The 13,682-nt window shown below is 38.5% G+C and carries 12 protein-coding genes; 9 read left to right on the forward strand and 3 right to left on the reverse strand.

Going from position 1 to position 13,682, the window contains the following annotated elements; genetic code table 11:
- The 3 genes from F9U64_RS23185 to F9U64_RS18480 all read right to left on the reverse strand — a co-directional run.
- Positions 1-482, reverse strand: a 482-nt coding sequence (locus tag F9U64_RS23185; protein WP_407647345.1) for a KDGP aldolase, incomplete at its 3' end; no start/stop codon positions are given.
- On the reverse strand, positions 466-1,587 hold the full coding sequence (locus F9U64_RS18475) for a DgaE family pyridoxal phosphate-dependent ammonia lyase (protein ID WP_153406378.1): 1,122 nt from the start codon (positions 1,585-1,587) through the stop codon (positions 466-468). The genes F9U64_RS23185 and F9U64_RS18475, both read right to left, overlap by 17 nt.
- Positions 1,553-2,665: an amidohydrolase/deacetylase family metallohydrolase gene (locus F9U64_RS18480; RefSeq protein WP_153406379.1), complete on the reverse strand. Its 1,113-nt coding sequence runs from the start codon at positions 2,663-2,665 to the stop codon at positions 1,553-1,555. The genes F9U64_RS18475 and F9U64_RS18480 overlap by 35 nt, the downstream gene beginning before the upstream one ends.
- A gap of 925 nt (positions 2,666-3,590) precedes the next feature.
- On the opposite strand from F9U64_RS18480, the gene F9U64_RS18485 reads away from it, so the two are divergent.
- The 9 genes from F9U64_RS18485 (at position 3,591) to F9U64_RS18525 (ending at position 13,537) form a co-directional block, all read left to right on the forward strand.
- Complete coding sequence (locus F9U64_RS18485; RefSeq protein WP_153406380.1) at positions 3,591-4,901, forward strand: ABC transporter substrate-binding protein; 1,311 nt, start codon at positions 3,591-3,593, stop codon at positions 4,899-4,901.
- A 185-nt stretch (positions 4,902-5,086) separates the two neighbouring features.
- Positions 5,087-6,040 carry a carbohydrate ABC transporter permease gene (locus tag F9U64_RS18490; protein WP_228275794.1) on the forward strand — a complete coding sequence of 318 codons (954 nt, stop codon included), beginning with the start codon at positions 5,087-5,089 and terminating at the stop codon, positions 6,038-6,040.
- Positions 6,041-6,055: 15 nt separating this feature from the next.
- Positions 6,056-6,889: a carbohydrate ABC transporter permease gene (locus F9U64_RS18495; RefSeq protein ID WP_153406381.1), complete on the forward strand. Its 834-nt coding sequence runs from the start codon at positions 6,056-6,058 to the stop codon at positions 6,887-6,889.
- Positions 6,890-6,919: 30 nt separating this feature from the next.
- A complete protein-coding gene (locus F9U64_RS18500) occupies positions 6,920-7,798 on the forward strand; it encodes a sugar phosphate isomerase/epimerase family protein (RefSeq protein ID WP_153406382.1) in 879 nt (292 codons plus the stop codon).
- A gap of 22 nt (positions 7,799-7,820) precedes the next feature.
- A complete protein-coding gene (locus F9U64_RS18505) occupies positions 7,821-8,900 on the forward strand; it encodes a Gfo/Idh/MocA family protein (RefSeq protein ID WP_153406383.1) in 1,080 nt (359 codons plus the stop codon).
- A gap of 206 nt (positions 8,901-9,106) precedes the next feature.
- Entirely contained in the window at positions 9,107-10,192 is a 1,086-nt protein-coding gene (locus tag F9U64_RS18510; protein ID WP_153406384.1) for a Gfo/Idh/MocA family protein, read from the forward strand.
- A gap of 244 nt (positions 10,193-10,436) precedes the next feature.
- Positions 10,437-11,126 carry a YesL family protein gene (locus tag F9U64_RS18515; protein ID WP_153406385.1) on the forward strand — a complete coding sequence of 230 codons (690 nt, stop codon included), beginning with the start codon at positions 10,437-10,439 and terminating at the stop codon, positions 11,124-11,126.
- Positions 11,127-11,209: 83 nt separating this feature from the next.
- On the forward strand, positions 11,210-12,073 hold the full coding sequence (gene ant(6), locus F9U64_RS18520) for an aminoglycoside 6-adenylyltransferase (RefSeq protein WP_153406386.1): 864 nt from the start codon (positions 11,210-11,212) through the stop codon (positions 12,071-12,073).
- A gap of 354 nt (positions 12,074-12,427) precedes the next feature.
- Positions 12,428-13,537: a GntR family transcriptional regulator gene (locus F9U64_RS18525; RefSeq protein WP_153406387.1), complete on the forward strand. Its 1,110-nt coding sequence runs from the start codon at positions 12,428-12,430 to the stop codon at positions 13,535-13,537.
- Positions 13,538-13,682 lie beyond the last annotated feature (145 nt).

The following is a 13,682-nucleotide window of genomic DNA, read 5'->3' on the forward strand; positions in this document are numbered from 1 at the left end:
AATGCATTGCCTCCCATATCTCTGACGAGGGCAATCGCTGATTTGATTGGAACAATGGCCTTTTCCTCAGTCGAACTGCTGCTGGGACCTGTCGAAATATTAACATAGCCGACCTTACCCGATGGTGAAACTAAACTGTTAATCCAGCTCTGCTTCTCGCCAAGGTTGGCTTGAGTAGCGCCAACACTAGGGAAGACTTGGTTGATGTGACTGCCTGCATAATGTTTGGCAATTTCAGCAACAACTAACGCTTGGCGATTGTCACCTGCCCCCAATCCGATGGAAATGGCATCTTCAATTTCTTGGCCGTATGCTTTCATAGCAGTAACAGCTTCTTTCACAGTTGGGTAATTCTTAGAAAGTACGCCGACTAATACGAATCCTTCAGCTGCTTCAAATACATCCTTGGCATTTTCAATCGTGTTTGCCAACACATTAAGTCCTACTCTATTCTTATATAAACGCTCAGTGATTCTTGGCATTTTCGTCTCCTCCTAATAAAGCACGTAATTGAGAGGCAATAACAGTGACGTCATCATCTTTTAATGGACGTGGATCAATATCAAAATAACCTTGCTTTATCCCATAATCACGGGTGTATATAGCAATGTCGCCATTTCTAAGCTGTGTTGTGATGGCTTCAGCAGTTGTGCCCGTTTCTTCTGCATTTATTTGTACTCTTGAACGGAAAATCGCTCTGCCTGCTTCGTCTTGAACAATCGTTACATTTACTCCGCTTAGATCATTTAATTCCATTAATGGCAGCAGGCTTTCTTTTTCTTGTTTACTTGTATCTTCCTTCTGGCTATACTCATCCAGTGCCTGCAGCAGGCCGAAGCTTGTTTCCTTGCCTACTTTCATGCTTCTTCCTATTCCATGTAATTGCTGTTTTACCCATTCGATATATGTCCGCTTACCGCCGACAATGCCTGAAGTAGGTCCTTCCATTGCTTTAGAACCGCTGTAGATAGCGAGATCGGAGTACTGCACATATTTTTGAATATCTTCCTCAGCTGCTGCATCGACAATCAGTGGAATCTTATTTTGTTGAGCAACCTCCCAGGCTTCTTCAACGGAAATCATATTTTTTTGTACGGCATGGTGTGATTTTACATAAAGAATAGCGGCAGTCTTTTCATTAATAGCTTCTTCGATATGTTCAGCACGCCCTTCGTTTGCATAGCCGACTTCCAAAAGATTCCCTCCACCTAAATAAACCATCGTCTCTACTGGTGCGCCGTATTGAACATTGTGCCCTTTCAGCATGATAATCTCATTATCAGTGATAGCCTCCTGGTGCAACCGCAAGCTTTTGCGCTGGTTTCCTTTTGTAACTAGTGCTGCAACAGATAGTGCAATACCACTGGAAGCTGAATTGACGATAACAGCTGCCTCAGATCCAAGGGTTCCTGCAATATAATCCCCAGCTTTATCGACTAAATCAGCAATTTCCACGTAACTTTGTCCACCTTGTTTCATGGCATCCATCACAGTATCTGTTGGAGCAGAAACCCCGAGTATACTCATTCTTCCACTTGCATTTATGACGCGTTTAAGTCCGTACTTCGCATGCAATGAACTCTCCATTTATGACAACTCCTTTTGGTATAATACGTTTATTTGCTTGACGCTCATTTCCTTCTGAATCGATTAGTGTAATCGGTTGATCTTCTACGTTGAATAAAGTCAGGTTGGCCGTATCGCCAACTTTTATTCGACCTAGTTCTGGTTTGTTGAGCCAGCTAGCAGCTTGAATTGTCACAGCATGGATAATTTCCACCAAGGAATAACCCAGGTAGAGAAACTTTGTTAACACATTGGCTAAACTATAAACAGGTCCATGCAGTCGGTTGTTTTTATAGATATCAGTACTGATGGTTCGAAAAGAGATACCATGTTTCCTGGCCAATTCTGCTACCGAAAAGGAAAAACTTGCGGACCCATGACCGACATCAAAGTGCACACCGCGTTCGATAGCATCTTTCACTTCAGGCAGCGGATACCCTTGTTCATCAAATAGATTGTTGGATTTTCCATTCAAGTAATGTGTTAAAACATCACGCGATTGTAACAATGGCAAAATATCCGTGATAGCAGGTGGATCAGATCCGATATGAATCATTAAAGGCAGTTTGGTTTCAGAGGAAAGCTGTCTTGCAATCTGTAATGGTTTTATCCCGTTTTCTCCAACGACACTTTTGCTTATTCTTGCCTTTAATCCAACGATTTTGTCCCGGTAGATTGTGACAGCATCTTTGACTTTTTGCTTATCAATCCAAGCTAGATTAGCCAACTCGTCAACTCGCTTTAACCCTATTTGAGAAATATTTAAGAAAGCAAACAGATTTGTTTTGGAAGAAAGGCTTGCGGTGATTAAATCTTCTATTCTATCTGCTCCACAGCTTCCTGCATCTACGATGGTTGTTACCCCTTGGGCTACACCAATCGCATCAATTTTATCCCCATATGGAATAAACTCAGGGAAGGCATGAACATGCAAATCAATCCAGCCGCTGGAAATATAGGTACCCTTGAGGTCATAAATCTGTTGTCCCTGTCCATGGCCAGGAGGTGTGATGTCATGAATTTTACCAGATTCAATCACCACATCAAATTCTTCTTCCGAAATACGTTTGACATTACGCAATACGAAGCGATTTATCATTTCATTCTCCCTTATGCATGTTCTATTTACTATTCTAAAAAGTAACTGTATATTAAACATTATAATGTTATAACGTTATTTTATCATAAAAAAATTAAAATATGATAATATTTATTGTTTTTTGAAGTTAATAAAAAGAACCAGGTGGATATTTCTCCATCGACTATTTTAGTTAAATTAGAAAAATAATTAATCTATTATCGACTCTGTCAACAGCACTAGAGCCTTCTTGCAAAGAAGAGGGCATTTGCTTTATACCACTCAGTGTGCTGCATATTATTTTTACCATAGGAGTTTTGAAGAATTGCAGGAACAGGGCGAATCTATTGGGTCTGGTTCCTGTTATTAGTTTTCATGCCAGTACAGGAGTTAACGTTTGTTCAATGTTAAAAAACCCTCTAATTAAAACATATCCTACATAGTAGACTTACCATTTTTTTCATTAATTCATCCTGTTAATCTATTTGTTATATTATTATATCAACTAGTAGAACTTTTAAAAAAAGAAAAAAGATGTTTAAAAAAGAGGTTGACAGTTGATTTAATGTATGTATAATAAATGTTAACGTTTACATAAAGGTGATTTATACAGAAAAATAGCATTTAACTTAACTTAAAACCACATGAAAAATTAATTCGTTTAATAAGTTGATATATAAATATAACTATTATGTAAATTGATACTTCAATATAGCTCATATCGCAATATTACACCTTTCTAACCTTCGTTTGTATACGCTTACAATGTTTGTTGTTATCCTAAATATCACGTGCTCATTTCTTGAAAATCACTTGGACATCGTAAAGATTCATTTCAATTGCATATGATCAAAACTTAATTCGTTTTGATTTATATAGAGTAAGAGGAGAGGAGGATGTTTCCATTTTTATTAGACACTTAATCTAGAATAAGGGGGTATTTCTTTTGAGAAATACAAAAATTAAAATTTTCTGTATTATTTCTTTGTTTACATTGTTTGCGGTCCTGGCTGGGTGTTCGCAAGATAAAGAAGCGGGAACAGGTGAGTCAGATTCCGGTGGCAACCAAGACCAAACGACGATTACCTTTTGGCATCCTATGACTGATACATCTGGAGAGGCGGTAGAAGAGGTTATTAAAGCATTTGAAGAGCAAAATCCTGACATTAAAATTGATGCATCCTATATAGCGAATCAAGGTGAGGGACAAAATGAGAAGCTTTTGACAGCGGTAGCGGGTGGAAACCCTCCAGATGTCGCCTATTTTGACCGATTTGAAGTTGCATCATGGGCAGCCCAGGGATCGTTAGAAAAGTTGACTGATTTAGCTGAAAAAGATGGTATTACAAAGGATAAGTACTATCCGTTTTCTTGGGAAGAGGCAAGTTATGAAGGCGATCTCTATGGAATCCCCACGACAACAGACTCAAGATTATTATTCTACAACAAGGATCACTTTGAAGAGGCAGGTTTAGATCCGGAAAATCCGCCGAGCACAATTGATGAACTAGAAGCCGCTGCTGAAAAACTAACCATTAAAGACGGTAATCGCTTTGAAAGGATTGGCTTTATTCCATGGTATGGGCAAGGCTGGTTTTATGGTTGGGGCTGGTCATTTGGCGGAGATTTTTATGATCCGGAAACGAAAACAGCAACCGCAGATCATCCGAAAAATGTGGAAGCTTTACAATGGATAACTGATTTCGCAGCTGAATATGGTGTAGAAGATATTGCTGGTTTTACCAACTCTCAAGGGACAGGAGCAATGGATCCATTCTTGACTGGCCAAATTAGTATGAAAATCGATGGTAACTTTGGTGTTGCAAATATTGAAAAGTTCAAACCAGAACTAAACTATGGTGTTGCACCAATGCCAACCCCAACTGGTTCTGATCACACGACTTGGTCTGGTGGTTGGTCTGTAGTTATTCCGAAAGGTGCTAAAGAAAAAGAGGCTGCTTGGGAATTCTTGAAGTTCTTTGGCGGAGAAGAAGGGCAGAAAATTTTTAGTGAAAAAAGTAGAGACTTTTCTGTTATTGATTCTGTCAATGCCGAACTTGGTTATACAGAAGATCCTATTTTCAGTGAATTTATAAATATTTTACCTGAGTCACATGCACGTCCGGTAATGACTGAAGGATCCCTATATTGGAATGAGCTATCGACGGCTGTAGAAAATGCAACTCGCGGAAACGGAACTCCTGAAGAAATTTTAGCAGAGGTGAATGAGAAGGTGAATGCAGCACTGCAAGAATAAGGTAAGAAGGGGCTGAGACAAGACTATCACGTTCCAATTCAAAGAGAAATATGCACTGCTAGAGCTTATGTTGCTTTGAAAGTGAAATGTATTTTGGAGTGAGTTAATCGGACTCGCCATAGATCTTTCTTTGATAAGATACGTGTTTGTCCCAGTCCTTAGTATTAATAAAAGGGGTGTGACCTTTGAAGCGAGATGTAAAAAATTCAAATATGCAAACTTCGATTGACGGAGCTTTAGCTAGAGATACAAATAAGAAATTATTAAAAGGTTCATCTTTAACTGGATGGCTGTTTGCATCACCTTGGGTTATTGGATTGCTTTTATTCTATGCATTTCCTCTTTTCTCATCTATTTACTTTAGTTTTACCACGTATAGTATATTGCAGCCAGGTGAATTTGTGGGCCTGCAAAATTACAGACAGCTTTTTAGTGATGAATTATTTTGGAAGTCCATTTATAATACCATCTATTTTGCGGTATTTTTTGTTCCATTAAGTATCATTATAGGTGTCGCTTTAGCGATGATGTTAAATATGAAAGTAAAAGGGATGGCTATATATCGCACAATCTTCTTTTTGCCTACGCTAGTCCCTCATGTTGCCTTAGCGGTATTATGGATGTGGCTGTTAAATCCCGGGTTCGGCCTTGTGAACGGTGCACTTGACATGGTTGGTATAACAGGGCCTAACTGGTTAGGTAGTGAATTTTGGTCGAAGCCATCGCTTATTTTGATGTCTTTATGGGCAATTGGTCAGCCTGTGATTATTTATCTTGCTGGATTAGGAGATATTCCAAATGAACTGTATGAAGCAGCAGAAGTAGATGGTGCGAACTGGCTCCAGAAAACTTTTAAAGTTACGCTTCCTCTACTGACTCCCGTTATATTCTTTAACTTAGTAATGGGATCAATTGGAGCTTTTCAGCAGTTTACCTTACCTTATACGATGACACAAGGGCAAGGGACACCTGCTAATACGTTAACTTTTTATGTTATGTACCTATACGACAATGCTTTTAAGTTTTTTAATATGGGATATGCTTCCGCAATGGCTTGGATTCTCTTTATTCTTATTATGGCTTTAACCGCTGTAATCTTTATGACATCCAAACGATGGGTTCATTATCAAGGAAAATAGGAGGGAGGTATAAGTATGCAACCGCATATAAAGAAAAAAATTCAACTGTCGTTAGCGCAAATTTGTTTAATTCTTGCTTCAGCTTTTTTCATTATTCCATTCTTATGGATGGTCTCGACATCACTAAAACCGATAACACAAGTATTTACTTATCCTCCTGAATGGATTCCGAACCCATTTCAATGGAGTAATTATGTAGATGCAACAGAATATATACCATTCTTTACTTACCTGAAGAATACAACTGTTATTACAGTTTTGAGTACGTTAGGTGTTATTCTTTCCTGTCCGCTTGTGGCCTATAGCTTCGCCAAGCTGGAGTGGAAAGGGCGTAACGTGATGTTTGTCATTACGATAGCGGTAATGATGATCCCGATGCAAGTTACAATGATTCCATTATTTTTACTGTTTAACAAAATTGGCTGGGTGGGAACACCACTTCCGCTAATCGTTCCAGCATTTTTTGGAGTCCCATTTTCTATCTTTCTCATGCGGCAATTTTTTATGGGCCTGCCTGATACTTTAAGGGACGCAGCGAAAATTGATGGGGCTAGTGAGTTTAGAATCTACTGGCAGATTATGCTTCCATTGGCTAAGCCCGCAGTATTAGCAGTTGGATTGTTTCAATTTATGAATGTATGGACGGATTTTATCGGACCTTTGCTTTATTTAACAGAAGAATCTCAATATACGCTCTCCCTGGGACTTCAACAATTTCAAAGTCAGAAGGGAACGGAGTGGGGATTAATGATGGCCGTATCTACGATGATGACACTGCCGATCATTGTATTATTTTTCTTTATGCAGAAAACTTTTATGCAAGGGATTACATTTAGTGGCATAAAATAATAGTTTTAAACATTCACTTAGGAGGATTTTATGAATTATAAAATAGGAATGCGCATATCACCGAATATTGGAAAACAAGGGATAGGAAGTGCAGCGAAGTGGGCTGCTAGTGTGGGTTTAGATGTACTGGATGTGCCGTATATAAACAAAGAAGTAAAAGCCGTTTGTGAGGAAAATGGAATAGATATTGGTTCTGTTGATGGGGCGGGAGCAGTTGGAAGCACAAAGCTTTTAAGTAAAGATAAACAAGCGCGCGATGAAGCTGTTGCGTTAATTAAGAAACAAATGGATGAGATGTCAGAGCTGGGCGCAACAGTCATGTTTATGTGTCTTATCCCAGAAGACATTAATACATCACGTAAAGAAAGCTTTCATTTATGGAAAGAAACATTCCCTGATATTGTAAAACATGCAGAGCAAACCGGAGTTTATATCGCTTTAGAAGGATACCCTGGACCAGCGCCACAGTATCCAACTATTGGTTGTACACCTGAAATGCTACGAGCGATGTTTAAGGAGATCCCATCTAAACACTTTGGTCTTAATTATGATCCATCACACCTAGTTCGCCTTGGAATCGATCATTTAAGGGTATTGTCTGAATTTGGTGACAGAATAAATTATTGTCACGGTAAAGACACAGAAATTCTAGCGGAAGAATTATATGAATGTGGTAATTTAGCGGCTACTTTTGGTTCGCAATATGATTTTTCAGAAGGTTCGTGGCGTTATACCATTCCGGGGCATGGAGAAGTGGAGTGGGATAAAGTGGCAGTTCGTCTAGAGAAAATAGGCTATCGAGGGCCAGTTAGTATTGAATTAGAGGATCATCGATATTGGGGATCATTAGAAGCTGAACAACAAGGGATTGTCAAAGCTAAGGAACATTTGGCTTTGTACTTGAAGTAAAGGCCATCTGGGGGGATGAGAAATGTCTAATAAAGTGAAGGTAGCAATTATTGGATGCGGTGGAATAGCAAATGGTAAACATATGCCAAGTTTAAGAAAACTGGATCAAGTAGAGTTAGTGGCATTTTGTGATATTGAAGTACACAAAGCGGAAAAGGCAGCAAACGACTATGGTCCCCAAGAGGCAAAGGTATATGAGGATTATAAATCGTTGCTTGAAGATTCGGAAATCCAAGTGGTTCATGTGTGTACACCAAATCATGTGCATGCGGATATCACAGTAGCAGCATTAGAGGCGGGAAAACATGTTATGTGTGAAAAGCCAATGGCTAAAACATCTGATGAAGCACGGCGAATGGTCGATGCTGCTAATAGAACCGGTAAGAAATTAACGATTGGCTATAACAACCGGTTTAGACAGGATAGCCAGTATTTACACCAAGTTTGTGAACGTGGTGATTTGGGAGAAGTATATTTCGCTAAAGCACATGCGATTCGCCGCCGGGCTGTGCCAACATGGGGAGTTTTCCTTGATGAGGAAAAACAAGGAGGTGGCCCGTTAATTGACATTGGTACACATGCACTTGATTTAACGCTTTGGATGATGAATAACTACAAGCCAAAAGCTGTATTTGGAACAACGTATCATAAATTAGGGAAAAAGAAGAATGCTGCTAATGCATGGGGGTCCTGGGACCCTGAGAAGTTTACCGTAGAAGATTCAGCTTTTGGTTTTATTACGATGGAAAATGGAGCAACAATCGTATTGGAGTCAAGTTGGGCCCTCAATACGCTAGATGAGGATGAAGCCAAGTGTTCATTAAGTGGAACAGAGGGCGGAGCAGATATGAAAGAGGGACTTCGTATAAACGGTGAGAACTTTGGTAAATTGTATGAAACGAATGTTGAATTGGGTGCTGGCGGGGTTGCTTTCTATGACGGAAAAACAGAAAGTGATGCTGATCTGGAAGCACGTTTGTGGATACAAAGCATTGTAAATGATACCGAACCTGTCGTGAAGCCGGAGGAAGCCTTTGTAGTTACACAGATATTAGAGGCAATCTATGAATCTGCTAAAACCGGGAAAGCAGTTTACTTATAATTTCTGATATCAAACCTTGAGCAGATATCAATCAACAGGACGCACACTGGTTAAATAATTGATGATTATACAAGGTTGTTTTACTGAGAATGAAGGATTTTTTTCTCATTTAGATCTATCTAGTTACAGAAAAAACCCATGTCAATTTTCTAATCTAGAGCAAAAACCTGTAAGAAAACAGCTTATATAAAAGAAGGAGTTTAATGATGACGCAAATCTTAAATATTGGAATTATAGGTAGTGGAGGGATTGCAGCTGCTCATGCTAGAGCATACCTTGACATGAATGATGTTAAGATTGCTGGGGTAGCGGATGTAATTCCTGGTAAAGCAGAGGAGTTTATCAAACGACTGGGATTAGAAGGTGCACAAGCGTTTGACGATCATAAAGATCTATTAGAATTGGATCTTGACGGCGTCAGTATCTGTACACCAAATGTCGCCCATCATCGCACCAGTGTCGATTCCTTATTGGCAGATAAACATGTACTTGTTGAAAAGCCGTTAGCAGTAACGCTAGACCAAGGAGTTGAAATGGTGCAAGTTGCTAAACAACAACAGAAGATTCTAACAGTGGGCTTCCAACCTAGATATGATCCTAATATGCAGGCGGTAAAAGATATTGTGAGATCTGGAGAATTAGGGAATGTTTACTATGCACAGACAGGCGGGGGACGTCGTCGTGGAATGCCTGGTGGTACGTTTGTAAATAAAGGCTTAGCTGGTGCGGGCGCTATGGCAGACATTGGATGTTACTCCTTGGACTTAGTCCTGAATGCATTAGGTTATCCGAAGCCGCTTACGGTATCTGCCTTTACTTCCAACCACTTTGGAACAAACTCAATCTATCATCCTGAAGCAGACAAATTCGAAGTAGAAGATTTTGGTGTTGCCATGATTCGATTAGAAGGCGGAAAAGTTCTAAACTTTAAGATATCATGGGCGATGCATATGGATTCGCTTGGACCAACATTATTTCTTGGTACAGATGGTGGCCTGAAACTAACACCAGCCGGAAGTGGACCGTGGAGTGGTGTCTGGGATGGAGGCATTGGTTCTATTAGTATGTATCATGACATAAATAATCATCATGTAGATACAACAATTCCAGTACAAACGCACACAATTGATATATTCAAGGCAAAAGTTCGGGATTTTGTAGTTGCTATTAAAGAAGGTAAGCCTGCCCCTATCCCTGGGGAAGAAATCCTTATTAATCAGGCAATTATTGATGGTATTTTACGATCATCTGAAATAGGGAAAGAAGTAGACATTCATATCCCTGTAATTTAAATAGTAGTAAAGGCTTGGGACAAAAGAGGGCTTCTCCTATTAGTTGGGGAAATCACATCTGCGGAAATTGCTACATCTGAGGGAGGAGCTCTATCTGAAAAATCCCATAAACTTATCGCACGTAGCAAAATTCCTTTTCTCTTTCGAGGAATTGCGCACGTGGTAGTGGAAGCTGCATCCTTGGAAAGGGAAGCTTCTATGGCAGTGATCAATTAGTTCTCTACAATGAAAGGGTGGGTTTAGTATGGAACTTGATGGTTTGACAGGCAAAGTCTATAAAATAACCGATTGGGTCATGACTGTGGCTATAGCTAATCTTTTTTGGTTTCTATTTAATTTACCTATCGTTTATTTTTCGATAGCTATGCTGTTAGTAGATAATAGTAATGAGTGGATAGCATTGTTGATTCTTATCGTATTCTTTGCACCTTTTGTGTTTTTTCCGTCAACGACAGCAATGTTTGCTATTATTAGAAATAGAATTATGAATATTGAGGAAAATAAGAACTTATTTCGGTCATTTATTAGTCATTATAAAGCAAATTATGTAAGAAGCATGCTCGGTGGACTTATTTTGTGTGCCTCGTGGGTTATTTTAGCTGTTGATTACTATTTTTTCACGGAACATGTAAGTCAACTGTTTAGTTACATATTTATAATTTTTGCGTTCTTCTTATTGGTTTGTACACTTCACTTCTTCTCTGTCACTGTCCATATGCATTCAGGGCTATTAGTAGCATTAAAAAACGCTATATTAATTACACTTGGGAATCCGTTGCTTACTTTGGGCATTGGATTACTCAGTGGATTGATTATTTATGGAAGTTTTCATATCACGACGTTTTTGATACCATTTTTTATGGGATCTATCATAGCCTATGCCTCTTATCTGGGCTTTTTTAAGTTTTTCTCAAAGGTCCAATCTTTACAATAGCTATAACTTAATAGGCGGAAAGAGATAACTAGCGATGTGTGGCGCTATTATTAAATGGAGAAATTAAATTTGAGGTGATATAGGTGAGAAGTAAGCAAGAAATGATGGACTTAGGAATGAATTTTGCCCGTAATTGTGAAAAGGTGAGAATTTTCACCTTGGAAGGATCGCTGACAAACCCTAATATACCGAAAGACGAATTTCAAGATTATGATTTTAGTTATTTTGTAACAGATCTGCAATCTTTTAAAAGGAATGATGATTGGCTGGGTTATTTTGGTGAGAGAATTATCATGCAAAAACCAGAAGCAATGGAATTGTTCCCGCCAGAATTGGGTAATTGGTTCTCGTATTTAATGCTTTTTGAAGACGGAACCAAAATAGACCTAACGTTAATTCCGTTGGAAGAATATGAAGACTATTTTAAAAAATCCGATGGCTTAGTTGAAGTATTGTTAGACAAAGACAATCTAATCCAAAATCCAAGCATCCCAACAGACAGCATGTATCACATTCAGAAGCCGAGTTATCAATCATTTGATGACTGCTGTAATGAGTTTTGGTGGACGGCTACCTATGTTGCAAAGGGTCTTGCTAGAAAAGAGATTCTATTCGCGATTGATATAATGAACGGCGTTTTCCGCCCTAATTTGCTTACCATGTTACGTTGGAAGGTTGGATTGGATACGGAATTTTCACTAAGTCTAGGCAAATCAGATAAATTTTTAAAAAACTACATTCCTGATACTACATGGAATACGTTATTATCCACCTATCGTATGGGTTCCTACAAGGAAATGTGGGAAGCGCTGTATAGATGTATTCGGTTATTTAGAGAAACTGCATACCATATCGCAGGAGCGCTTGGTTACAGTTATCCTGACTACGATGAGAAAGTGAGCAAGTATATAGATAGTATTCGGAAAAAATATGCACAATCTACTTGAATGCGGTGAGAAATAGCATCTGAAAGTAATTTACAGGTAATTATTGTATTGCTCAAAAGGTTAGTCAAAAGTCTGATTAACCTTTTTTCAGTAGAAATAGTTTTATATGAGGCAGCGACTACTCCTGCGATTTATATTGAATTTTCCATGCTCACTGCACCACTGAAATCTAAAGGTGAACATCATCCTTATGCAAATTCTGCCAAGTTTCCTAACTATAATATTCTTCTATTATGGCCAGACTCTTTATAACATTGACCAACAAATAATCCTAGTTAAATATTACTGCTAATTTTTTGTTATAATCGATATATAATAATATATCAAAATTTGCTTCTAGATAGAGGTGGCTTAATGAAGTCTTTATATGAACAAGTTTATGAATCTTTAAAGGAAGAAATAATTTCAGCTAAATATAAAATCGGTGATAAGATTCCATCCGAAAATGAATTAGCTGAGGCTTTTCAAGTTAGTAGAATAACCAGTAAGAAAGCCTTAGAAATGCTTGTTAACGAAGGTTTTGTTTACCGGCAACGAGGTAAAGGTACGTTTGTAGCGAAACAAAGAAGTGATAACAAGGGGATCAATCATTCTTTGAAAATGGAAAAACCCTTATTTGGATTAATCATAACTTCTTTCACCGATAGTTTTGGCAGCGGTTTAATTCATTATATAGAAGAAGAATCTGATGGTAAATGTTTTATTGTATTGAAACGTTCTCAAGGGGATCCAGAGCGAGAGGAACGTATCGTAAAAGAGTTACTGGATTACGGGGTTGATGGCTTAATCATATATCCTGCTCACTCTGAACATTATAGTTCAGAAATACTGAAAATGGTTGTTAATAAATTTCCATTAGTATTGATTGACCGTATTTTTAAAGGTTTGGGTGCAACATCTGTAGCAACTGATAATCAGGAAGCAGCACTAAAAGGGGTTAATTATCTTTTCGAGATTGGACATGAACAAATCGGAGTACTTATGCCTGTGGATTATGAGATGACATCGATAGAGGACAGGTTAACCGGAATTGTTAACGCGTATGCGGATAAGCAAGTGAAAGTTAATAGAGATCTGTGGTGTTATCATATTAAAAGTACCTTGCCAATTCCAAAGGCAACGGGAGAAGAAGATGTTGAAGTAATAAAAGAGCACATTAGAACTAATCCCAAAATGACAGCACTATTCGCATTGGAATATAATATTGCTATTTTAGCAAAAACTGCTGTAGAGCAATTAGGGATGAAAGTGCCAGAAGATATGTCTATTATCTGCTTTGATAGTCCCCCGCAATATGACTTAGAATGGAGATTCACCCACTTAAAGCAGAATGAAGAGGAGCTGGGCAGGGTGGCAATAAACAGATTGCTTCATATGTATCAAGAAAATAATGAGATTGAAAAAGATCGTGTTTCTGCAATGTTAAAAATTGGCAATTCAACTAAACCATTGAAAATAAAATAACGAGGTTTGGCCGATTGCAGAGGAGCTTGTGCAATAATACTCCGCTGTCCCAATGAGAGTTGATGTACTAATCGGAACAGAACAAGGAGTGATTTCTCTAATTGAAAAGAGCATCGTTCAAGTGTGACGACGCTCTTTTCTTCAC

Source organism: Gracilibacillus oryzae, from assembly GCF_009498735.1.
Taxonomy (GTDB): domain Bacteria; phylum Bacillota; class Bacilli; order Bacillales; family Amphibacillaceae; genus Gracilibacillus; species Gracilibacillus oryzae.